Origin of the sequence: Geobacter sp. AOG1, assembly GCF_019972315.1 — a bacterium.
GTDB lineage: Bacteria > Desulfobacterota > Desulfuromonadia > Geobacterales > Geobacteraceae > Geomobilimonas.
The window spans coordinates 2,413,363-2,437,037 of record NZ_BLIZ01000001.1 but is presented as its reverse complement, the minus strand read 5'-3'; the positions used below and the strand labels follow the sequence as shown (position 1 = coordinate 2,437,037).

The following is a 23,675-nucleotide window of genomic DNA, read 5'->3' as shown; positions in this document are numbered from 1 at the left end:
TGAAATCAAGGCGGCGAGGATTGAGGCGACGCAGGCGTACAGACAGTACGTTGAGGAGCCGAAGACGAGCCAACGCAGATAGCGCCTTGATGTGGAATTGGTATTATCGCAGGTTCGTACCTCCTCCGAGGGACTGGTACAGTTTCATCTGGCTGGTGAGACGATTCAGCCGGTTCTGCGCCAACGATTTTTCCGCGCTCCGCCGGCTCTCCTGGGCATCCAGCCATGACTGCAAAGGGGTCGCCCCTGCACGATAGCGGACTTCGGCCAGTTCCTCCGCCTTCCGCGCCAAGGCCAGAGACTCTTCCAGGAGCTTGTTCTCCTCTTCGTAACGGGTTCGGCCCGCCAAGGCGTTCTCCACGTCGCTCAGGGCGGAGTAGAGTGTCTGGCGGAAGTTTACGACCGCCTCCTCGTACTCCGTCTTCGAGATCTTCACGTTCAGCTTCATGGTATTCCACTGGATGAACGGCAGCGTCAAACCCGCTCCCAAGGCGGCGTAAGGGTTTTGCAGAACGTTTAACAGACTGGTGCTGCTCGTACCAAGGGTGCCGGTGAGGGTGAAAGCCGGATAGTAACTCGCCCGGGTATTGTCGATGTTAGCCAGGAATTTTCTGAGCCTCTGTTCCGCCGCCTTCAGATCGGGGCGTTGAGCCAGCAGGCTTGCAGGGAGTCCGGCAGAAACCGTCGGAAGTGCTTCGTCCGGCAATCGTTGCCGTTCGGGCACGCTGTTCTCCGGCGCCTGGTCGAACAGGATCGCCAAGGCGTTGCGTGCCTCCGTGCGCTGCCGAAGAAGCTGCGTCAATTCGGCACGCTGGGAGGCGACTGTCTGCCTGGCCTGAACCAGATCCAGGGAGGAAACGGCCCCGGCCTGGTATTTCACTTCCACCAATTCCAGGATCTTCTCGGCATAAGCGATGCTCGCGTGGGCGGTGTCAATCAGCTCGTTCAGGTAGGCGATCTGCCAGTAATCGGCTGCCGTGGTGCCGATCAGCGCCAGTGCCGTGCTCTGCCGGTCAGACTCGGTCGCCTCCGCTTCCCATCGGCTGGCGTCGCGTGCGCTGGCAAGCCTTCCCCACAGATCCAGCTCATAGCTTGCGGTACCGGTGGCACCGCTTGACTTGCTATCCACGTGATTCTTCAGGTCGTGGCTTATGCTGCTGCTGGCCGTTACACTCACGGAGGGGCTAAGGTTGGTATCGGAGAGACTGGCATTCAGCTGGGCGCGACGCACCTTGATGGCGGCTGCCGCCAGGTCGTTGTTGGTTGTGAGCGCCCGTTCAATTAGTTCGGTCAGGGTCGAATCGTTGAAATCACGCCACCACTGCTCTTTTGTGGCGACGGATGAGCCGGTGACGGTTGATGCCTGCCACTGCTGCGGCACTGCCACGTCCGGCCGGACGTACTGGCTGCGCGGAAGCAGGCCACTACATCCTCCCAGGAGGAGAGATAGTACCAACAGCATCAGGGTGGTGATTCGGTTTTCGTTTGTTTGGTGCTTCACAACTTCCTCCAATTTCCTCCCATGACTGGGCAAAAAGCTCCAGATGCAAGGCTTGCGAGATCTGAGGAATGAGGCGTACTACTGGTACGCCGCAGTGACGAGGGTCGAGCGTAACGCAGCAGATGGACTTTTTGCACAGCCATGCCTACTCCCGTGCCAGCGCTTCGATCGGATCCAACCGCGCCGCGTTACGCGCCGGAAGGAAACCAAAGATGACACCGATCAAAGTTGAACAGAAAAATGCCGAGACAATGGACATGACCGAAAACTGCATGGCGAAGCTCGTCACGAACAGGGAGAACACCTTGCCGACTCCCCAGGAGCAGACAATGCCTATCATCCCCCCCAACAGGCAGACCAGGACCGACTCGATGAGGAACTGCTGCATGATATCCTCCTGACGTGCCCCGACCGCCATCCGGATGCCGATCTCGTGGGTCCGTTCCGTCACCGATACCAGCATGATGTTCATGACGCCGATGCCGCCGACGATGAGGGAGATGACGGCAATGGCCGAGATCATCAGCTTCAGCGTGGTGGTGGTCTTGTTGATGGTCTTCATGATGCTGTCACTGCTGTTCGTATAGAAGTCCTTGCGGCCGTGACGCTGGGTGATCAGCTTTGTGATGCTCTGTTCCGCCACCTGGTTGGAGATGCCGTCCTTGACACGCACCGAGATGGAGCTGAAATACTGCTGCCCCAGCAGACGGTTCATTGCAGAGCTGTAGGGAATCCAGACCTCAAGGTTCGAGCTGTTCCCCATGGGGCCGTCCTTCTCCTTGGTGACACCGATCACCCGGCAGGGGAGTTCGCCGATGAAGAGTATCTTGCCGATGGGGTCTTCCGTGGAGAAAAACTTCTTGCGGGTGTTCTGGTCGATCACCACCACCTGGGCCTGCTGTTTCACCTCATCAGCGGTAAAGGCGATGCCGTCGGCGATGTCGTACCCCTTGACCCGGAAGTACTGTTCGCTCACGCCGTTCACCGAAGCATTGGCGGTGGCGTTTCGGTAGCGAAGCAACTGGCTCCCCCCGGTTGCCGGGGAGGCGCTGTCCACGTATACCTGTGCTTTCAGCGCCTCCAGGTCGGACTGCACGAGGGTCTGGATACTGGCAGCGTCCTCGTCCCCCCAATCCTTGCCGGGGTTTACGTCGATAACGTTCGTCCCCATAGCACTGATGTCCTTGATGACCTTCTGCTGCGCCCCCTGCCCCAGCGCCACCACCGAAACAACCGAGGTGATGCCGATGATGATCCCGAGCATGGTCAGCAGGGTCCGCATGCGGTGGGAAAGCATGGCGATGAGGGCCATCTTAAAAGCCTCAGCAAATCTTCCCCAATTGGCTTGGACAAAGTTGACCGACCGCTCGGCTGAAATCTTTGTTGGCAGAGTGGCAGTCGTTGTTGCCTGTCGGTCCGGGTTGGCCTGATCACGGACAATCGTGCCGTCGCTGATCTCGATGATCCGTTCGGCATGGGCGGCCACCTGCTGGTCGTGGGTGACCAGAATGATGGTGTGGCCGTTGGCGTGCAGTTCATGCAGGACCGCCATCATTTCCTTGCCGCTCTTACTGTCCAGAGCGCCGGTAGGTTCATCCGCCAGGATGACGTCACCGCCGTTCATCAGCGCCCTGGCGATACTGACCCGCTGTTGCTGACCGCCGGAAAGCTGGTTGGGACGATGCTCGCTCCGATCACCAAGACCAAGGCGCTCAAGAAGCTTGCGGGAACGTTCCTGCCGGGAATGTTTGTTGATACCGGCGTAGATTGCCGGTATCTCGGTATTCTGAGCAGCGGTCAGGTGCGGCAGCAGGTGGTAACGCTGGAAGATAAACCCGAAGTAGTCCCGCCGGAGGCTGGCAAGTTCATCATCGGAGAGGCTGCCGGTCTCACGTCCGTCGATCCGGTAGCTCCCCTCGCTGGGGCGGTCCAGACAGCCGAGGATATTCATCAGCGTGGATTTGCCCGAACCGGACGCGCCGACAATCGCCACCATTTCCCCGGCCCGAATGGTCAGGTCAATCCCTTTGAGAACGTCGATCTGCTGATCCCCCGTCGAGAAGCGGCGCACCAGACCGTATATTTCCAGGAGCGGCTTCCCCATGGCTACCGTCTCCCCGGAGGGGGCATTTTGCTTGAATCGGTTTTCGGCAGGCTGGAACTGTCGCCGATGATTACCTTTTCCCCCTCTTTCAAGCCGTCCAGAACCTGAATCTGCACATTGTTGGAGATGCCGGTGCGGATCGTCCGGGTTTCCGGCTGTTCCCCCGCCAACACCCGAACAGTCGCCGTGCCGTCCTTCTGCTTTTCCCCAAGAGCCGAAACCGGGATGCAGAGCGCCTGTTTCGCCTGATTCAGCACCACCGCCACCTGGGTGGTCATGGACACTTTCAGCTTGTTATCGGGATTGGGCACTTCAAAGAGGCCGTAGTAGTAAATTGCCGAACTGGAACTGCTGGTGCTGCTCGTTCCGGTAGTTGAGGTCCCGTTTACCGGACCGGGCTCTATGGCCCGCAGCCTCCCGTAATACCGGGTATCGCTGTCCCCCAGCAGGGTGAAGTAGGTCGAAAGTCCGGGCTTGACCCGCGTCACATCCGCTTCGGAAATTTTTGCCTTGACCGTCATGGTATCCAGGGTGGCCAGGGTCAGAATTGTCGTGGCCGACTGGTTCGATACCACGGTCTGCCCCTCTTCGGTGTCGATGGAGATGACGGTCCCGTCGATGGGGGCATGGATACGGGTGTAACCCAGGTTGGCCCTGGCCGTATCAACCGCAATGATCGCCTTTTTGATCTGGGCCACCAGGGAGGTGATGTCACACCGGGTGCTCTCAAGCTGGGCTTGCGCACTCTCAAGGTCGGCACGGGAACCGGCATCCTTGGCGTTCATCTGGCTCTGGCGCTGGTAGGCCAGCTCGTACTGCTTCAGGAGAGCCTGCTTCGAGCGCTTCTGCGCCTGCAGGTTCTCCACCTGGGCTTCGGCGTCCTTGAGGGTGTTCTGCGGGAGGACCGGGTCAATCTCCGCCAGCAGTTGCCCTTTCTTCACCTTGTCGCCCAGGGCGACGTGGAGAGTCTTGAGCTGCCCATTGACCTGGGCCCCAACCGCGACCGTCTTGAATGCCTTCAGGATACCGGTGGCGAGCACGCTCTCCTCCAGGGCAAGGCGGGAGGCCGGTGCAGTGATGTAGGTGATCTTCTGGGGTGCGAAGAACTTCCTGGCGGCCGCAGCCCCGGCCGATACCACGAGAATGACAATGATGGCGATTATGACCGTCTTCTTTTTGGGAACATTCATGGCTTGTTTCCTTTGCTGCGAATTGCATTACTACCGGCCCGGGCGAACGTGATCACGTGGTCGGTAAAGGCAGGCGTGCCTAGAATCTGCTTAAAATGAATACCTGTCCCCCGGAACCGGAATAACCGGTAACGTTCGTTCCAAAAGTCGCAATGTCTGCCACCGATAGGTGTATCGCGAGGTGCAGTGTTCGTTGGGACATATGGGCTGTCGCTCATCTGCGTCACAGCTAAAAGCCCGTTGGCAGCTAAAACACCAGAAATAATAGGTCGTTGCCATATTTTTGGTCACCTTTCTGCAGATGCATTTTTCGAAAACCGGCACATGCCACCCCCGGCTGCCATACAGCCGGGGGTGGTCGTCACGAAATCAGGGAAGGGGCTCGTCGTCAGGAGGGGGAGGAAGCCTTTCCCCTTTCCCCATGGGGGGGCGAAGTTTTTCGAGCTTTTGCCGCTGCTCAGGGGTGAGTATGCCGTTGATCTGGCTCTGTATCCGGGCACGGGATACTGCCAACTCGACCTCGACCTGAGCCTGGTTCGTGGCAACAGTTCGGACAGCCGCCTCGTCAAAGGGAGTGGCCTTCGCAGCATCATGGAGCTGCTTCCGGTACGCCTTCATTTTTTCCATGAGCGGCCCGTTCTTCTCCCGCTCTGCCGCAAAAATGGCCTTGATCTGTGCCTGCTGGGCATCACTCAAACCCAGTTCCCGGGCCATGCGGGCAAGGCGTTTCTCAGGGAACATCTCCCCCGTCGGTCCTCGCCCTTCCTGCATCCCCTTTGCCGGCCTGGTAGTGGCAGCGCTCACCTCCCACGTGCCGTAGCTCCCCCCTGCCAGCGTCGCCGCCAAAAAAGTACCAATGATGATCTGTCGTTTCACGATGTTTCTCCTTTCGTCACTCTTTATGGACGCCACCGACGCGACGTCATGCGCTGGGAAAACAAATACCAGGGAAATGTGGCTGAATTGTGGAGGAAATGAGGAAAGGCGGTAATGCACCATTTTGAAGATGGTTATCCGCCAATTTCTTGTGATAAAGTTCAATCAGCGGGTTACTGAAAACGAGACGTGGGCTCACATGGGGTAGAGCAATGAAGATCGGCATCACTCAGCGGCTTTTCCTGGCGATCCTGGCCGCCGCGTTCCTGTCAGTGGTCAGCATGTTCATCATCATGCAGTGGAGCATCGACCGAGGATTCAAGCGCTATGTGGGGAGCATCGAGCAGACGCGCCTCACCAGGCTTGCCGGACAACTGGAAGAGCGTTACGCGACGCAGGAAAGCTGGGATTTCCTGAAAAACGACCCGGGCGCGTGGCGTCGCATCCTTGTCGCCTCCATTCCCGACGAGGAACCGGGCACTCCGGACCGAGCACGGCGGGGTCAGAACGCCTCTCCACCTGACGGAAAGGACTCTCGCCCTCCCCTGCCACCCCACCTGGGGCGTGGCTTCGCCATGCGGGTTTTCCTGCTCGATACCGGCAAACTGCCACTCATCGGTCCGAAGGATATCCCCGCCAATGCCGTGACCAGGCCACTCCATCATCAGGACCAGATCGTGGGATACCTGGGGCTCCTGCCGCGCAAACAGCTGTCTGACGAGCACCAGGTCCGTTTTCTGAAAGAGCAGAAATTCGCCCTTGCCATGGTGGCGGGAATGGTAGTACTGGTGGCCGCTGGCTTCTCCCTCCTCCTGGCACGCCGTCTGGTCCGGCCGATCCGGGCCTTGGCCACTGCCACCGACCGCCTGGCGGCCGGGGAATTCGCCGCGCGGGTACCGGTAACCTCCGGCGACGAACTGGGTCATCTCGCCCGCGATTTCAACGCCCTTGCCCTGACCCTTGAAAAAAACGATCAGGCAAGGCGCCAGTGGGTCGCGGACATCTCCCACGAGCTGCGCACCCCCCTGACCGTCCTGCGGGGAGAAATCGAGGCACTCCAGGATGGCGTCCGGCCGGTGAACCCGCCGGCAATCCATTCCCTCCATGGGGAGGTGCTCCGCCTGGGACGCCTGGTGGACGACCTCTACCAGCTTTCGCTCTCCGACCTGGGGGCATTGACCTACCACAAGGAAGAACTTGACCTGACCAGCCTCATCTCTACCGCGCTTGCCCCCTACCGCCAGGAATTCGCCCGCAAAAACATCACGCTCGCCACCGCCGTCCCCTGGGAAAAGCCGGCAATGATCTTCGCCGACGCCGAACGGCTTCACCAGCTCTTCACCAACCTGCTGGACAACGCGCTGAAATACACCGACCCGGGGGGAGAGGTCGCAATTCGTCTCACCTGTAGTGACGGCATGGCAAAGGTCGACATGGAGGATTCGGCACCAGGAGTGGCGAAGGAAGACTTGGACAGGCTGTTCGACCGGCTCTATCGGGTGGAGACATCCCGGAATCGCGCCGCCGGAGGTGCCGGACTCGGCCTGGCCATCTGCCGGAACATCGTCGAGGCCCACGCCGGCAGCATCGCCGCTCGGAATTCGGCGCGGGGTGGTATAGAAATCAGCGTTACGCTGCCGCTTGCGGAGGGAAACCGATGACCGGAAAGGTTCTGGTTGTGGAGGATGAGCAGAAGCTTGCGGAACTGTTGCGGGATTACCTGCGGCAGGGGGGGTTCGATCCGTTCTGCCTGGCAACCGGTGGAGAGGTGGTCCCCTGGGTCCGGGAACGGATGCCCGATCTCATCCTGCTCGACCTGATGCTGCCGGGTCGTGACGGCTTGGAGATCTGCAAGGAGATCCGCACCTTTTCCTCGGTGCCGATCATCATGGTCACCGCCCGCATCGAGGAGATCGACCGCCTGCTGGGGCTGGAACTGGGAGCCGACGACTACATCTGCAAGCCGTACAGCCCGCGGGAGGTTGTGGCCAGGGTGAAGGCAGTCCTGCGCCGTACCGGCGGGGGGCAGACACTTCAGTCGTCCGGACTGGTTCTCGACGAGTCACGCCTGCAGGCGACACTCAACGGCCACGACCTGGAGTTGACGGCGGTGGAATTCAAGCTGCTGCAGTTCCTGGCCGCCAATCCTGGCCGCATCTACGGCCGGCAGCTGCTCATGGACCGGATCTACCCCGACCAGCGCATCGTCAGCGACCGCACCATCGACAGCCACATCAAGAAGCTGCGCAGAAAGATCGAAGAAGTGAGCCCCGGCGCAGATATCATCCATTCGGTCTACGGCGTCGGCTATAAATACGAGGCAGTGCAGCCGGACGAATAATGCGGGAGCCGGCTCCTGTTACCACTTCTTAAAAACGTTCCCGGACCTGAAAAAGGCCCACCTGCCGAAACGGGTGGGCCTTTCACGTTCATATGAAGGTACTATCAGTTTTTTGCCTGCCGGACGTAGGCGCTGCTCCGCTGTTCGGCAAAAGTGAGGTGGGCCAGCATGGCGTCCCGAGCCCGCTCCGGGTCACGGTCCCTGATGGCCAGGAAGATGGCCTGGTGCTGGCCGAACAGGGTGCGGTGGTCCTCTCCGGCCATGTAGACCGCCCGCCAGACACTATTCTGGAACTCCTGCATGGCATCGAAGATGCTCTGCATGAGGTGCTGCCAGACCACGTTATGGGTGGCCCGGGCGATGACGATATGGAAATTGGCGTCCAGATCCTGCGACGGCTTCATACCGTCCAGATTCCGCTCCATCTGGGCAACTATTTCCTCCAATTTCCGCACATCCTCCGGAAGGGCCCGCTGGGCCGCATAGTAGGCAGTCCAGGTCTCCATCCCCTTCCGTACCTCGACGACGTCCAGCGCCCGCGCCCGTTCCACCTTGATGAGATCGGAGAGCGTATTGCCGGCCGAGGTCTCCACGAGGGACTTGACCACCGTCCCCCCACCCTGGTAGGACTCCACCAGGCCAGATGCCGCCAGCATGTTGAGGGCCTCCCGCACCGACGGGCGGGAAACGCCGAACATCTCGGCCAGCTCCCGCTCGGGGGGGAGCTTGTCACCCGGATTGAACTCCCCGGCCAGGATCGAGGTGCGGATCTGGTCAGCTATCTGGGTGGAAACCTTCTTCGGTTTGATCGGTTTGAAATTCATACTGTTCCAATAAAAAAAAGGGCTAATTTCAGCCCTTTTTAATACTACATTACCCCGCCGATGGCAACAAGATTACGGTTAAAATGCGCCATGGTACGGCTGGTGGAGTTGTCCTGGCTTGCTTCGGACAGCTTCTGCCGAATCAGCCGGTCATGCTCGTCTGTAACAGTTCGGTCAGATGGATGACCCGGACCTGGGGTTCCGTCCGGGCGAGGGCCTGTTTCAGCTGCAGCAGGCAACCGGGATTGCTCGTCACCAGGTACTCGGCGCCGGTGTTCCGGATCGTGTCGAGCTTGCGCCGGAGCACCCGGTCGGCCATCTCCGGTCGCTCGATGTTGTAGGTACCGGCACTGCCGCAGCAGGCATCCGCATCGGCAAGTTCCCGATAGTCGAGGCCCGGCACCATCCGGAGAAGCTGCCGCGGCTCGTTCCTGATTCCCTGGCAGTGGGCGATATGACAGGGGTCGTGGTAGGTGACCCGGTACGGCAGGGGGTGCAGCTTCTCCCCGAGCAGAGCCGCCCCTTCGACGAGCACCTGGGAGATGTCGCGCACCTTGGCGCTGAAAATAGCCGCATGGCCGTCACCTTCCAGGTGGTGGCCGTACTTCTTCAGTTCGGCACCGCAGCCGCCGCAATCGGTCACGATGAAGTCGAGGTCGTAGCTGCTGAACAGTTCCACGTTAAAGCGGGCCATCTCTTCCATGCCCGCCCGGTCGGAGGCGAGCATGTTCGGTGCACCGCAGCATTTCTGGGCCTTCGGGGTGATAACCCGGTAGCCGAGGGCGGAAAGGAGCTGGACGGTGGCGAAGCTCGCCTCGGAAAAGACCAGGCTCATGACGCAGCCAAGGAAAAAACCGACGGTCCCCCGCTCTTCCCCCTGGGCCGGCGTAACTTCCTGGAGAGTACGCCTGAGCGGGCTGGCCGGCAGTTCGGGGAGAAGTCCCTCCATCCGCGACAGGCGGGGTGGAAACATCTTGAGCAGCCCTAGTTTGCGCACTACTCTCTGCAGGCCGGAGCGTTGGTAGAGCTTCAGGGGGGATACCGCCGTCTCCAGGCGGTCCGGGTGGGGGAGGAGCCGGTGCAAAACGAGTTCCTCCATGAAGGTGAGTCCATCCCGGTCCTTCTTCTCGCACTTGAATTCGGCAACCAGTTCGCCGGCGTTCACCCCGCAGGGGCAGGCGGACGCACAGGCCTGGCAGTCGAGACAGAGGGAGAGATAGTCGAGGAACCGCTCGCTCGCCTCCAATTCCCCTTCCTGGAACTTGCGGACCAGCGCCACCCTCCCGCGGGGAGAAGCTGTCTCCAGGAAGGTCTCCTTGTAGGTCGGGCAGTGGGGAAGACACATGCCGCAGCGCATGCAGTTGATCAGTTTTTCGTAATCCATTGGAAACCCCGTGACCCGGGACTGGGGACCCGGGACCAGTAAAATCTTACCGGTCCCTGATCACCGGTCACCGTTTAAAACATTTTGCCGGGATTGAGAATCCCCTTCGGGTCAAATGCCGTCTTGATATCCCGCATCACCCTGATCCCTGATTCCCCCACCAGCTTCGGCAGGTACTTTTTCTTCGCCAGGCCGACGCCGTGCTCCCCGGTGATGGTCCCCCCCATGGCGATGGCGGCATCGAAGATCTCGGCAAACGCCTGATGGGCACGGGCGATCTCGTCCTTGTCCCGCTCGTCGGTCAGGCAGGTGGGGTGGAGGTTGCCATCCCCCGCGTGGCCGAAGGTGCCGATGGTGAGGTCGTATTTCCGTGCGGTCTCCTGGATCAGCTTCACCATCGGCGCGATGCAGCTCCGGGGGACGGTGGCGTCCTCCAGGATGGTGGTCGGCTTGACCCGGGCCAGGGCGGAGAGGGCCACCCGCCGGGCGGTGGAAAGCTTCAGCGCCTCGTCAGCCGTGGCGGCAGTCTGGAAGAAGGAGCAGCGGTGCTTCTCGCAGATGGCCCGTATGGCCGCGGCATCATCCTCCACCATCGCCGGGTGGCCGTCCACCTCGATAAGCAGCACCGCCTCCACGTCCAGCGGTAACCCCACCTTCGCGTAATCTTCCACGCACCTGATCGTCACCTTGTCCAGGAACTCCAGGGTCGCCGGTATGATCCGGGCAGCGATGATATGGGAGACGGTCAGGGCCGCCTGCTCCAGCTCGGGGAAATGGACGAGCATGGTTTTCTTCGCCTGGGGCTTGGGAATCAGCCTGACCATCACGTCGGTGAAGATGCCGAGGGTCCCCTCCGACGAGACAAGCAGGTCGTTCAGGTTGTAGCCCGCCACGTTCTTGACCGCCTTCCCCCCTGTTTTCAGGAGTTCGCCATTCGGAAGTATCGTGGTGAGCCCCATAACGTAGTCCGACGTTACGCCGTACTTGAGCCCCCGCAACCCGCCCGAGTTTTCTGCCACGTTCCCCCCCATGGTGGAGATGTTCATGCTGCCCGGGTCGGGAGGGTAGAAGAGTCCCCGCGCTTCCACGTCCCGGTGGAGGGCACTGGTAATGACCCCGGTCTCCACCGTGGCGGTCAGGTTCTCCTCGTCGATCTCCACGATCCGGTTCAGGCGGCTCGTCTGGAGGACCACCCCGCCGGCCGAAAGGGAGCCGCCGGAAAGATTGGTTCCCGAACCACGGGGAGTGACACTGATGCCGGCGTCATGGCAGAGCGCCATGACCCTGGCGATCTCCCCCGGCGTACCGGGGAGCACCACCGCTCCGGGGAGGCTTTCCAGTTCAGGCGTCGAGTCATAGCCATAGACTGCCAGCGACTCCTTGTCGAAAAGGGTGTATTGCTCGCCGACAATATTTTTCAGTTCATTAATGAACGAAGTTTCCATAACAACCTCATATCCTGTAGCGTTCCGTGGGATGTGGATTTTTCGTCCTGGCAAGGCTGTCAAGGAAGCGGGCGGAGGCGTAGCACCCAAAAATCGGGCATAAACAGCGCTACGCCGCACAACTGCTTCCGAAGACTTACACAGCCAGGGCGGAAAAGCCGCATCCCTCTCTCAAGGGATCATCCACTGGAAGACATATGCCTGCAGATATACAATGATCCCCACCAGAACAGTTAGAAAAATCGAATGCTTCAGGGTGAACCGGAACAGAGTCCCCTCCTCCCCAACCATGCCGGTGGCGGCGCAGGCTACGGCCAGGGACTGGGGAGAGATCATCTTCCCCATGACGCCGCCGCTCGTGTTGGCCGCCCCGGTGAGTATGGGGTTGATGCCGAGCTGTTCCGCGGTCGCCTTCTGCAGGCCGCCGAACAGGACGTTGCTGGAGGTGTCGGAGCCGGTCAGGAAGACCCCCAGCCAGCCGAGGAAGGGGGCAATAAAGGGGAACAGGTGGCCGGTCTTGGTAAACATGAGACCGAGGCAGTTGGTCATACCGGCGGCGTTCATGATATAGGCCAGGCCAAGGACCGACGCGACGGTGAGTGCTGGGAGGCGCATATCGACGAGGGTTTTCCCGGCAATCTTCACAGTATCCCCCACTCCCAGGCCACAAAGTAGCGCGGAGAGCAGCGCGGCAATGAGGATGGCGGTACCGGCGGCGGACATGAAGTTGAAATTGTACTGGGCGGCTATCCTTATGGGGAGCTGGTCGGCAAGGGCCTTATTGAGCGGCTTCAACTGATCTTTGGCGATGACTGGAGTAGACGCGGCTATCGCCGATTTCGGCATGCCACTGCCGGCGGCAACGCCCACCGCGGTCAGTTCCTTGGCCAGTTTCTGGATTTCGTCCTTCTTCTTTGCCAGCGCGTCGAATCCCTTGAGTCGCTCATCGGGAAGAACGGCCCCCTGGCCGGACAGACGTTTTTCCACCGGGATGAGTTGCTCTTCCAGACTCTTCAGTTCGCCCAGTTTCGTCGCCAGCGCCGCCTGTTTCGGGTCTGCCGACGAAAGGAGGGGGAGCTGCCTGTCGATCTCGCCCCTGACCGCTTCCGCCTTTTTCAGACCATCTTCGGGCTTAGAGACTTTCTTGACGATGGAATTGTGGAGACCTTCGACGGTAATCATCACCTTGCTCTTGTCGAGTGCGGTCTTGATGGAGGGAATCCCCCAGAGAAGGACCATGACCGTAAGGGCGAGGTAGGGAGTCCAGGCGCGGAACACTTCCGCGGTGGTGTAGTGATGCTGTTCCTTCCCCGCACATTCCGGCTCATGGTCGAACGTCCAGTTCTCCTTCGGATGCCAGACCCTGAGCAGGAGCACCAGGGCGACCATCGAGACGAGTGATGCGGTGATGTCGGGGAGATAGGGGCCCAGATAGGTTGCAGTGGCCCATTGGGTGAAGGCAAAGGTAGCACCGCAGGTAATGATCGCCGGCATCACCTCGATGGTTTTCTTCCAGCCGACCATGATGAGGATGACGTAAAACGGAATCATGGCCGAGATGAACGGCAACTGGCGGCCGACCATGGTGGAAAGCTTCATCATGCCGTCATCGCCGTATCCCATGACCCCCGCCAGGGCAACCACCGGGATGCCGATGGCACCGAAGGCGACCGGCGCGGTATTGGCCACGAGGCAGACACCCGCGGCATAGAGAGGGCGGAAACCGAGACCGACAAGGGTGGCTCCCGCGATGGCCACCGGCGTGCCAAAGCCGGCCGCGCCTTCGATGAAGGCGCCGAAGCAGAAGGCGATAAGGAGTGCCTGGAGCCGGCGATCACCGGTGACGCCGGCCAGCGAGGCACGGATGATCTCGAACTGCCCCCCCTTGACGGTGATGTTATAGAGAAAAAGGGTGGTGATGACGATGTAGAAGACCGGAAAGAGGCCGAATGCTCCCCCTTGGAGCGTGGCGAGAGCGGCCAGCTTGGCCGGCATCCCCCATACGCCGACAGCGATGACGAGGGCGGAACCGACCGCCAGCAGGGCTGCCCTGTGGGCCTTCATTTTCAGGAGGGCCAGGCAGACGAAGATGACGACGAGGGGGATGGCCGCCACCAGGGCTGACAGGCCGAGGCTTCCTGCGAGGGGAGTGTAGGTCTGAATCCATGGCATCGTAGTTTCTCCTTTTTCCACTAAAGTATTAGAGGCAGTCCGTCGCTCAGCATGGGTGGCGCTCAAGCATTCCTTTATCCATCGCCAGCACAATAATGCAACATAGTTTTACAAAGTTGTTATACCAATTAACAAGTTATTTTTTCCCTGTCAAGGACTTTTTAGAAATGCCGTTGTTTCCCGTTGACACAAGGCGTTTTATCATTTATCCTGTAAATATATTTTGGTAATGCCACTTCTTTGAGGTGCGTCATGGTAGAACTATTTCAGATCGCAGCAGAAGCGGTTGGTGCCGTTGTAAAACGGTTTACCACTTTGTCCGATGCGGCCGGCTACGTGACATCAGCAGTCGGCGCCGCCACCGTCGCCGCCCCCGACCTGCCGCCGGCTGTCCGCCGGGTACTCCCGGAGCTCACCCTTGCCGCGCCCGCTGATTTCGCCGTCGCCGGTGCCGGCATCAGCGTCGCCCGCGCCGGCATCGCCGCCACCGGCAGCCTCCTGCTGGAACTCAGCGACCCGACAGACCGGAGCGCCACCGCCCTGCCGCCGGTGCACCTGGTATTCCTCGACGCAACAACGATCGTTCCAACCCTGGCCGATCTGGCCGGGCTCCTGGCGGAAAACCTCAACCGCCCCGCTCCCGTCTACCTCTCTCTCACCACCGGCCCCTCCCGCACCGCCGACATTGAACGGGTCCTCACCATCGGCGTCCATGGCCCCAAGGAGCTGCACATCCTCATGATGGAAGGAGACGCGACATGGACAAGGGACTGATCCAGCAGAAGCTCGACAACACCTTCCTGCGCCGGGCTCTGAAGAATTTTGCCGCCGCCTATCCCGTGGCACGGGCCAAGGCGTTCGAAGGGATGGATTTCGAGGAACTGCGGGGACGGATATCCGATTTCAAGGAGGGGGGACTGGAACAGCTGCCGGCCCTGGTGGAGCAGTTCACCGCCAGCGCGGAGAAGGCCGGTGCACGGGTGCACCTCTGTACCACCCCGGACGACGCCAACCGGACCATCCTGGAAATCATCCGTTCGAAAAACGCCGACTTCCTCGTCAAGTCCAAGGCAATGACGTCGGAGGAGATCGAGCTGAACCACTACCTGGAGAAGAACGGGGTCAGCTGTCTGGAGACCGACCTGGGGGAATGGATCATCCAGCTGGCCGGGGAACGCCCTTCCCACATGGTGATGCCCGCCATCCACAAGAACAAGGAGGAAGTGGCGGAACTGTTCAGCCGGGAAACCGGCCGGGAATGCCCTCCCGACATTCCCTCCCTGGTCCAGACCGCACGTGAAGCACTACGGAGCGGCTTTCTCACCGGCCAGGTGGGGATGTCCGGAGCCAACGTGGCCATGGCCGACAGCGGCACCCTCGCCATCATCACTAACGAGGGGAACGGCCGGCTCGTCACCACCCTCCCCCGGACCCACATCGCCCTCGTTGGTGTGGAAAAGATCGTCCCCTCCCTCACCGAGGCCCTGGACGTCATCGAGATCCTCCCGAAAAACGCCACCGGCCAGAAGATCACCTCGTACGTCTCCTTCATCAAGGGACCGACGGGTGGCGACGGGCGGGAACTCCACATCGTTCTCCTCGACAACGGACGCCTGCGCCTTGCCGCCGACCCCGCCTTCCGCGAGGCCCTCAAATGCGTCAAATGCGGTGCCTGCGCCAACGTCTGCCCCATTTACGAACTGGTGGGCGGACACGTCTTCGGCCACATCTACGTGGGGGGAATCGGCCTGGTCCTCACCCCCTTCTTCCACGGCTTCGACAAGGCGGAGGAGATCCTCAAGCTCTGCATCGGCTGCAGGAAGTGCAACGAAATCTGCGCCGCCAGAATCGACATCGAAGGACTCATCGTCGATCTGCGGGACAAGATCAGGAAACCGTTCGGCCAGAAGTTTCTGTTCGGCACCCTCATGAAGAACCGGAAACTGTTCCACGCCGCACTCCGGACCGCCTATCTGGCCCAGAAACCGTTCCAGGGAGCAGGGGGGCGCATCCGGCACCTGCCGCTCGTCCTCAACCGTGAGACCGCCAACCGCTCCCTCCCCCCCATCGCGGAAAAGCCGTTCAGGGATCTGATCCTAGAAAAACCCGAGTCCCGGGTCCCGGATTCTTTAGGCCCGGTTCATGGGTCCGGGTCCCGAGAAAAAGTCCTTTTCTATTCCGGCTGTCTCGCCGACTTCGTCTATCCGGAGATGTGCCAGGACACAGTGACGAGCCTGGAAAAGCTCGGCTATACCGTCACCTTCCCCCAGAATCAGACCTGCTGCGGCATCCCGGCACGCTATTCGGGTGAGATGGAGGTGGCACGGGACATGGCGCGGATCAACACCGACGTGCTCCTGAAGGAAGATGCGGACTACGTCGTTACCATCTGCCCCACCTGCACCATGTCCCTGAAGCACGACTTCGGCAAACTGCTGGCAGACGAGCCGGTTTACGCGGAGAAGGCACGGCGGCTGGCGGAGAAGACGTTCAACTTTTCGGAGTTGGCGGCGAGAAAGGCGGGGTCCCGGGCCCAAACACCGGGCCTAAAGACCCAAACACCGGGCCTAAAGACCCAAACACCGGGTCTAAAGGACCCGGGACCCGAAAAGACGGGAGAGACGGTGACGTACCACGACGCCTGTCATCTGAAGCGGGGATGCGGGGTGCATGAGGAACCGAGAAAGGTCTTAAGGGAGCTGGCGGGTGTGGAAATCGCCGAAATGGAAGACTGTGACAAATGCTGCGGCTTCGGCGGCTCCTACTCCATCAAGTATCCGGAGATATCCCAGGAGGTTCTGAAAAACAAGCTGGAGACCATCGCGGCCACGGGAGCAAAGACAGTGGCGGTCGACTGCCCCGGCTGCAAGCTCCAGATCGAAGGTGGCCTGGAGGCGGCAGGCAGCCCCGTGAAGGTGGAACACAGTGCGACGCTGGTGGCGAAAATGATCGGCTGAGGGGGGACATAAAACACGGAAAGGCCGGGAGAAACCCCGGTTAGCACTCCTTGAGCAGCAACTCCTCCATCCCCTTCCGCTTCGACCGCTGGTTGCGCGACGCCGGGTGCCCCACCGCCAGAACCGCCATCAGTTCATAACGTGTCGGCAGTTCAAGGGCGACGTTCACCTCGGCGCTCCGGTTGAGGATCTCCCCGAGCCAGACCGCACCGAGGCCCAATCCATGGCTGGCCAGCAGCATGTTCTGCAGGCAGGCCCCCATCCCCTGGTGGTCCTTGGTGTCGTTGTACATCGCCTCCCGATCGCAGAAAACGGCGATGGCGACGGACGCCCCCTCGATAATCCGGCGGTATTTAGTCAGACCTGCCAGCTCCCGCCGTTTCCCTTCGCTCCGCACCACCACGAACCGCCACGGCTGGTTGTTGAGCCCCGACGGCGCCCAAGACCCCGCCCGGAGTATTTCCTGCACCTGTTCCGGCGTTACCAACTCACAGGTAAAATCCCGTACACTCCGGCGAGTATAAATAGCCTCAAGCACGTCCATACAATGTCTCCCTTCAAATAATGCCATGTAAAGGTCCACCCGCCGCGCTAAGCGCATCCACCCTCTTCTCTATCGCGGGATCGTCAACAAGTGGCGGCGCATGGTGGGGCTTGGAGCGGGCGTCGATGACCAACGGCCCTTCGCATCCCCAGTGCTTGCAGCGGGTGGCGGCGCCGATGCCATGGATGTCGCTGGCGGGGTTGGAGCGGGTGAAGGCGACCCAGAGGAAGTTGTTGAGGGTGCGGGCGGTAAAGTCACTGTCGTCCACGATGACCAGGAGGGGAAAGGCAGCCAGATCGCTGCGGCCGGTATAGAAGTCGCAGAATGCCGTCATGTCGGCGTCATCGCAGCCGCTGGACAGGGTGCACGGCGGTCCCTGCACGGCGAGAATACCGGGGAGACAAATACGCGGCGCGGTGAATTTTTCAGGGAGGCGGAGGTCGCCGGGAAGCTCCGTTGGTATTTCCCGTCGTTTCTCCCCTACGGCGGCGATCACCACCTTGGAGCCGCGGTTCAGCCCTTCCCCCGAATAGTCCAGGGTATCGATGGTGGTTCGGGTCTGGAAGTGAAGGTCCCGCCGCCAGTCGACCCGTTCCAGCATGTGCCGGAGGAAGGCAGGGATATCGTGGATGTCCAGTTCCGGGACGTCTTCACGGGCACAGATCCAGAGATATTTTGCCAGGGAGAGCTGCCCCTGGCCGAGAATGGCGTTGGCCATGGTGAGGATCTCCCGAGGCTCCCGCTCCCGGCTGTAGGGGACGTAGCGCTCGGAACCGATGGCGAGGAGAAGGGGATGGACTCCTGCCGCATCCACCGCATGGACCGCTTTTACCCCGGGAAGCACCTGGGGGATGAGGTCGCCGGTCAGTTCGTGGATGAACGCGCCAAAGGTGGTGTCCTCCTGGGGGGGGCGGCCGACGGTGGTAAAGGGCCAGATGGCGTCGGGGCGATGCCATACCTGCTCCACCCGGAGCACCGGGAAATCGTGGGCCAGGCTGTAATATCCCAGGTGGTCGCCGAACGGCCCCTCCGGCAGGGTCTTTTCCGGATCGATGGTGCCGGTTATGCAAAAATCTGCCTCGGCGGGGATAGGGAGTTCACCGTGACGGCAGACCATCTCCAACCGGTGCCCCCCCAAAAGGCCGGCAAAGGCAAGTTCCGGCATCCCTTCGGGGAGCGGCATGACCGCCGCAACGGTCAGGGACGGCGGGCCGCCGACGAAGATGTTTACCCTGAATGGTTTTCCCGCCTCCAGCGCTTCGGCGTGGTGGACACCGATGCCCCGGTGGATCTGGTAGTGGATGCCGATCTCTTCGTTCAGCCGATACTCATTTCCCGCCAGTTGAACCCGGTACATCCCCAGGTTCGAATGGCGGATGCCGGGCCGGACTGCGCTTTCCGAGTAGACCTGGGGAAGGGTGATGAACGGACCACCGTCGCCGGGCCAGGATTTCAGCTGGGGGAGCTGGTCGATGGTGGCAGTGCGGGAGAGGACCGGCCCGGTGAGGACCTTTTTGGGGAGCAGGTGCAGGGCGGCAAAGGGGGTGCGGGCAAGAGCCAGCGGCTCCTTCAGGAGCGCCAGCGGATTCACCTTGAGCGCCACCAGCCGCTCCATGTCCTGGAGGGTGTCCCGGAAGATGAAGCGGGTCCGCTCCATGGTCCCGAACAGGTTGCCGAGGAGAGGAAAACGACATCCGGCGACACGGGTGAAAAGGAGCGCCGGCCCACCCGCCTGGTAGACACGGCGCTGGATAGCGCCTGCCTCCAGGTTCGGATCGACCTCCGCCTCAATCCGGATCAGCTCCCCCTTCTCCGCCAGTTCCACCACGCATTCCTGCAGGTTGCGATACCCCATCCCGTAAACCTCGTTCTTTAGAGTTACAACCTGTTTAATGCAGCCACCGGGGCAAGTCAACAGGTAATTACTGCTCCAACGTTAAACACGCAAACTCTCAAAGTATGTCCCTCAACCACGTGGCCGATTTTGGCCACCCCCTGCTGGCCAATTCCCGCCACCCCCATCCATCCACACGAACAAAACAGTATTAACTGTATACGCAACTGACATAATTACAGCATGTTACTACCGTTAAAAAATATGGCATTCTAGTTGCTTACAAAATAAAACAACTTTTCATTTTTTGTATTGCGCTTTACTCAAGAGATGACCCTTTGCCCGCCATGGCCCCTTTCTGGTGTTCATTCTCGAAGCGGGTATACTTTAACCGTGTTACACATTACACAAGGAGGTACGACAATGATGAAAAGAGGATTCGTTTTTGTGCTGGCATTCTGTCTGGCACTGCCGGGAATCTCCCTGGCCGCCAACGTGAAGATCGGTTTCATCAACTCCATCACCGGCCCCGAGGCCCCTATCGGTGAAAACCTGACCAATGGGGTCACCCTCGCTATCGAAGACCTGAAGAAAAAAGGTATCGACGTACAACTCCTGAAAGAGGACGACACCGGCAAGCCCCAGATATCCATGAGTGCCATGGAAAAACTTGCCGGTCAGGGTGTTTCCGGTGTAGTCGGCCCCTACACCTCCGCCTGCGCCAATGCCGTCGCAAAACTGGCGGAGAAATACAAAGTGCCGTTGCTGGTGCCGGCTGCAGCCAAGGAAGAGATCACCCGCCAGCACCTTAAGTACGTCTACCGGCTCAATGCTCCGGCGGACCAGTACGCCTCCTCCCTCATCGACGCAGCCCTGGCCATGGGGAAACCCAAAACCGTCGCCTTTATCTATGAGAACACCGATTTCGGCACCTCTACCACGAAAACAGCCAAGGAATATGTGGCCAAGAAGGGAATCAAAGTGGTGGCCGACGAATCCTATTCCAAGGGCTCTCCCGATTACCGTTCGACCCTGACCAAGATCAAGGCCCAGAAGCCCGACCTGGTCTTCATGGTCTCCTACGTGGCAGATGCCATCCTCCTGATGCGCCAGTCCCGTGAAATAGGCCTTCAGCCCCAGGCGTTCCTCGGTGGCGGCGCCGGTTTCACCACCGTCCAGTTCGCCAAGGAGAAGGAAATCTCCAATAATGTCTTTTCCACCACGCAATGGACCGACGACGTGAACTGGCCGGGTGCCAAGGACTTCTTCAACCGCTACAAATCGAAGTTCGGCAAAGAGCCTACCTATCACGCAGCCTGCGCCTACCAGGCAATGCTGATTATGGCAGAAACCGCCAGCAAGAATGGCGGCGACCGCGAAAAAACCCGTGCTGGGCTTAAGAGCGGCTCGTGGAAAGGGATCATGGGCGATACCAAGTTCGAGGACTACGATGGGTTCACCAACCAGAACAAACACCAGATGCTGATTCTTCAGATCCAGAACGGCCAGTTCGAAACCGTCTTCCCGATCAAGTTCGCATCGAAAAAGCCGGTATTCCCGTTCCCGAAGTGGAAATAAAATCAGGGAGAAGGTTGAAGGCGGAGGGCTGAAGGGCTCCCTGTCTTCCCTTCAGTCTTCAACCTTCAACCTTCGGCTCGGAGTTTTTATGACCGTTTTATTGCAATCACTCATCAGCGGCATCCTGATCGGCGGGGTGTATGCCTTGATCGGGATCGGCCTGACCATCATCTTCGGCGTCATGCGGGTGATCAACTTCGCCCATGGCGACATCCTGATGGTCGGCATGTACATGACCTACATCCTCTTCACGTCGCTCGGTATCGATCCGTTCGTCTCCATAGTCATCACGATTCCGCTCATGTTCCTCTTCGGCGCGTTCCTGCAAAAGCTCTTCATCAACCGGATGCAGGGAGCACTCCCCCAGAACCAGATCCTGCTCACCATCGGCCTGGGGTTGATCATGAGCAATACCATGATGCTGATCTTTACTTCGGACTATAAAATTCTCTCCACCTCCTATTCGTCGGAGAGCTTCAACGTGGCCGGCATCTCGATCTCCTCGCCGCTCGCCATCTCCTTCCTCATCACAGCCGCCATCACCCTACTTCTCTACTGGTTCCTGCTGAAAACCGACACCGGCCAGGCGATTCGCGCCACGGCACAGGACCGCGAAGCTGCACAGCTCATGGGGATCAACGTCCGCTGGATGTCGATCCTCGCCTTCGGCATCGGATCAGCGCTGGCCGGCACCGCCGGCGCACTCATATCACCGACCTACTACATCTTTCCCCAGATCGGCGGGATCTTCACCTTGAAGGCCTTCGTCATCACCGTCCTCGGGGGAATGGGCAGCATCGTCGGCGCGACTCTCGGAGGGGTCATCATCGGCGTCGCCGAGTCCGTAAGCGCCGTCTACATCTCTTCCGGATGGAAAGACGTGGTAGTCTTCGTCCTCTTCCTCCTCGTCCTGCTCTTCAAGCCCGCCGGCTTGATGGGCAAGTCCAGAATGTAGGGGGACAGACAACCATGAAACCGACATTCGCACTCATCCGTACATCAGCCGGCACCTCTCCGGTGGCAATAGCTCTGGGAGTGGCAATCCTCGCTGGCCTCTTCCTCTTCCCCAACTTCGTCCAGAGTCCCTACGCACTGCACATCATGATCCTCTTCTTCCTCTCCACCATTCAGGGGGAAGCCTGGAACATCATCGGAGGCTATACCGGCCAGTACTCGGTCGGCCACGCAGCCTATTTTGGTGCCGGGGCCTACACCACTATGATACTCATGCAGTACAAGCAGATCCCCCCCTGGTATGGCATGTTGGCAGGTATCGGCGTCGCCCTTGTGGTATCGCTCATCATCGGCTCGATCTGTTTCCGGTTGCGAGGCCCCTACTTCGTTCTCGCCTCCATCGCCGTAGCGGAAATCATGCGGCTCTCCGCCATGAATCTGAAAGACATAACCAACGGCGCAGAAGGTATTCTCATCACGGAGATTCCGGTTTTCAAGATCGGTGAGACCATCGTGACCGACTTCCTCTCCAAGGTCCCCTTCTACTACATCGGCCTGGTGATCGCCCTTATTACCATCCTGGTCACCTGGATGGTCCAGAATTCGAAACTCGGGTACTACTTCCAGGCAATCCGCGAGGATCAGGACGCCGCCCATTCGCTGGGTATCAGTCTGCCGATCTATAAAAATATCGCCCTGGCCCTATCAGCAATCTTCACCTCGCTGTCCGGCAGCTTTTACGCCGTCTACATCGGATTCATTGACCCGCCGACAGTCCTCGCTCTGGACATCTCGGTCCAGATCGTGCTCATCTGCATTATCGGCGGCATCGGTACCATCTGGGGGCCAGTAATCGGCGCAATGGTGCTGGTTCCGCTCTCCGAGGCGCTCCGGAGCAACCTGATTGCCCAGATGATCTTCAAGACCGGCCTCACGTCCGAAGAATCGGGCATTGGGACATTCCTCAAGGAAAACCTGGCACATGCACATGCCCTGATCTACGGCATCCTTGTGGTAGTTGTCATCCTCTTCATGCCCGATGGCATCCTCGGATGGGTAAAGAAGCTGACGGCGAAGAAAGGACGGGGATAGACGACCATGGCAACCATTCTTGAAATAAAGCACGTAAGCAAGTTCTTCGGCGGCCTGGCAGCCAACTCGGATGTATCCTTCTCCCTGGATGAGGGGATGATCATGGGGTTGATCGGCCCCAACGGCGCCGGGAAAACCACCCTCTTCAACTGCATCACCGGCTACTATCCGCCATCTCGGGGAGAGGTAATCTTCAAGGAACAAAAAATAAGCGGCCTGGAGCCCGACCGGGTATGCCGTCTTGGCATGGTACGGACATGGCAGAAAGTCCGCCCCCTGGCAAAACTGTCGGTCATTGACAATGTGATGGTCGGCGCCCTTTGTCGGACCAATTCACTCAAGACCGCTCGTGAACTGGCCATGGAACAGTTGAAAGTGGTCCGCATGGATAACAAGCCCAACTTCCTGGCCGGCGGACTCCCCATCGGCGAACGAAAAAAACTGGAGGTGGCCCGCGCCCTTGCCACCCAACCCCAACTCCTTCTCCTCGATGAGGTGATGGGAGGGCTCAATCCAGCCGAAAGCGACGAAATCATCCAACTGATCCTGGAGATTAAGAAGAGTGGCGGCATCACCCAGATGGTCATCGAGCACGACATGAAGGCGATCATGCGGATATCGGACCGGATCGTGGTCATCAATTCGGGCGAAAAGCTTGCCGAAGGGACGCCACAGGAGATTGTCAATAATCCGGAAGTAATACGGGCCTACCTGGGGGATTTCCATGCTTGACGACACCGAAAAAAGTCCATCTCCGGCGTTGCTCTGGGTCTTCGTCACTGCGGCGTACACCACGGTACGCCTCATTCCTCAGCCCCATCGCGCCTTGGATCTGGAGCTTTTTTCAGCGCCTATACGTTACAATAAACATTGAGGTAA

19 protein-coding genes are annotated in these 23,675 nt (G+C 59.8%); 9 read left to right on the top strand and 10 right to left on the bottom strand.

Features of this window, described 5'->3' with window-relative positions; all coding sequences use genetic code 11:
• Positions 1–103: 103 nt before the first annotated feature.
• The 4 genes from LDN04_RS11125 to LDN04_RS11110 form a co-directional block, all read right to left on the bottom strand.
• A complete protein-coding gene (locus tag LDN04_RS11125; protein ID WP_223910232.1) occupies positions 104–1,501 on the bottom strand; it encodes an efflux transporter outer membrane subunit in 1,398 nt (465 codons plus the stop codon).
• A gap of 145 nt (positions 1,502–1,646) precedes the next feature.
• Positions 1,647–3,605: a MacB family efflux pump subunit gene (locus LDN04_RS11120; RefSeq protein WP_223910229.1), complete on the bottom strand. Its 1,959-nt coding sequence runs from the start codon at positions 3,603–3,605 to the stop codon at positions 1,647–1,649.
• A 2-nt stretch (positions 3,606–3,607) separates the two neighbouring features.
• Complete coding sequence (gene macA / locus LDN04_RS11115; protein WP_223910226.1) at positions 3,608–4,795, bottom strand: macrolide transporter subunit MacA; 1,188 nt, start codon at positions 4,793–4,795, stop codon at positions 3,608–3,610.
• Positions 4,796–5,164: 369 nt separating this feature from the next.
• Complete coding sequence (locus LDN04_RS11110; RefSeq protein WP_223910223.1) at positions 5,165–5,671, bottom strand: Spy/CpxP family protein refolding chaperone; 507 nt, start codon at positions 5,669–5,671, stop codon at positions 5,165–5,167.
• Positions 5,672–5,883: 212 nt separating this feature from the next.
• Between LDN04_RS11110 and LDN04_RS11105 the strand changes: the two genes are divergently transcribed.
• Together LDN04_RS11105 and LDN04_RS11100 are read left to right on the top strand one after the other, a co-directional pair.
• Complete coding sequence (locus tag LDN04_RS11105) at positions 5,884–7,332, top strand: ATP-binding protein (RefSeq protein ID WP_223910220.1); 1,449 nt, start codon at positions 5,884–5,886, stop codon at positions 7,330–7,332.
• Positions 7,329–8,012 carry a response regulator gene (locus LDN04_RS11100; protein ID WP_223910217.1) on the top strand — a complete coding sequence of 228 codons (684 nt, stop codon included), beginning with the start codon at positions 7,329–7,331 and terminating at the stop codon, positions 8,010–8,012. Before LDN04_RS11105 ends, LDN04_RS11100 begins: the two co-directional genes overlap by 4 nt.
• 104 nt (positions 8,013–8,116) lie before the next feature.
• Here LDN04_RS11100 and LDN04_RS11095 read toward each other — a convergent pair whose 3' ends face one another.
• The 4 genes from LDN04_RS11095 to LDN04_RS11080 all read right to left on the bottom strand — a co-directional run bounded on the left by LDN04_RS11095 (position 8,117) and on the right by LDN04_RS11080 (position 13,837).
• On the bottom strand, positions 8,117–8,836 hold the full coding sequence (locus tag LDN04_RS11095; RefSeq protein ID WP_223910214.1) for a FadR/GntR family transcriptional regulator: 720 nt from the start codon (positions 8,834–8,836) through the stop codon (positions 8,117–8,119).
• 142 nt (positions 8,837–8,978) lie between these two features.
• Complete coding sequence (locus tag LDN04_RS11090; RefSeq protein WP_223910211.1) at positions 8,979–10,220, bottom strand: (Fe-S)-binding protein; 1,242 nt, start codon at positions 10,218–10,220, stop codon at positions 8,979–8,981.
• 74 nt (positions 10,221–10,294) lie between these two features.
• On the bottom strand, positions 10,295–11,665 hold the full coding sequence (locus tag LDN04_RS11085; protein ID WP_223910209.1) for an FAD-binding oxidoreductase: 1,371 nt from the start codon (positions 11,663–11,665) through the stop codon (positions 10,295–10,297).
• Between the two features lie 171 nt (positions 11,666–11,836).
• On the bottom strand, positions 11,837–13,837 hold the full coding sequence (locus LDN04_RS11080; protein WP_223910206.1) for an L-lactate permease: 2,001 nt from the start codon (positions 13,835–13,837) through the stop codon (positions 11,837–11,839).
• Positions 13,838–14,089: 252 nt separating this feature from the next.
• On the opposite strand from LDN04_RS11080, the gene LDN04_RS11075 reads away from it, so the two are divergent.
• Together LDN04_RS11075 and ldhH are read left to right on the top strand one after the other, a co-directional pair.
• Positions 14,090–14,611, top strand: a complete 522-nt coding sequence (locus tag LDN04_RS11075) for a lactate utilization protein (protein ID WP_223910203.1) — start codon at positions 14,090–14,092, stop codon at positions 14,609–14,611.
• Positions 14,596–16,794, top strand: a complete 2,199-nt coding sequence (gene ldhH, locus LDN04_RS11070) for an L-lactate dehydrogenase (quinone) large subunit LdhH (protein ID WP_223910199.1) — start codon at positions 14,596–14,598, stop codon at positions 16,792–16,794. Before LDN04_RS11075 ends, ldhH begins: the two co-directional genes overlap by 16 nt.
• A 40-nt stretch (positions 16,795–16,834) precedes the next feature.
• On the opposite strand, the gene LDN04_RS11065 is transcribed toward ldhH, so the two are convergent.
• Positions 16,835–17,338: a nitroreductase gene (locus LDN04_RS11065; protein ID WP_223910196.1), complete on the bottom strand. Its 504-nt coding sequence runs from the start codon at positions 17,336–17,338 to the stop codon at positions 16,835–16,837.
• Between the two features lie 13 nt (positions 17,339–17,351).
• Positions 17,352–19,193, bottom strand: coding sequence for a UbiD family decarboxylase (locus LDN04_RS11060; RefSeq protein WP_223910193.1), 1,842 nt, complete (start codon positions 19,191–19,193; stop codon positions 17,352–17,354).
• Positions 19,194–19,595: 402 nt separating this feature from the next.
• Between LDN04_RS11060 and LDN04_RS11055 the strand changes: the two genes are divergently transcribed.
• The 5 genes from LDN04_RS11055 to LDN04_RS11035 all read left to right on the top strand — a co-directional run bounded on the left by LDN04_RS11055 (position 19,596) and on the right by LDN04_RS11035 (position 23,670).
• On the top strand, positions 19,596–20,750 hold the full coding sequence (locus tag LDN04_RS11055; protein WP_223910190.1) for an ABC transporter substrate-binding protein: 1,155 nt from the start codon (positions 19,596–19,598) through the stop codon (positions 20,748–20,750).
• An 88-nt stretch (positions 20,751–20,838) separates the two neighbouring features.
• Entirely contained in the window at positions 20,839–21,705 is an 867-nt protein-coding gene (locus tag LDN04_RS11050; protein WP_223910187.1) for a branched-chain amino acid ABC transporter permease, read from the top strand.
• 14 nt (positions 21,706–21,719) lie between these two features.
• Positions 21,720–22,796: a branched-chain amino acid ABC transporter permease gene (locus LDN04_RS11045; RefSeq protein ID WP_223910184.1), complete on the top strand. Its 1,077-nt coding sequence runs from the start codon at positions 21,720–21,722 to the stop codon at positions 22,794–22,796.
• 6 nt (positions 22,797–22,802) lie between these two features.
• The gene (locus LDN04_RS11040; protein ID WP_223910182.1) at positions 22,803–23,528 is read left to right on the top strand and encodes an ABC transporter ATP-binding protein; all 726 of its coding nucleotides are present in this window, start codon (positions 22,803–22,805) and stop codon (positions 23,526–23,528) included.
• Positions 23,521–23,670, top strand: a complete 150-nt coding sequence (locus LDN04_RS11035) for a hypothetical protein (RefSeq protein ID WP_223910180.1) — start codon at positions 23,521–23,523, stop codon at positions 23,668–23,670. The genes LDN04_RS11040 and LDN04_RS11035 overlap by 8 nt, the downstream gene beginning before the upstream one ends.
• The last annotated feature ends 5 nt before the right edge of the window (positions 23,671–23,675 follow it).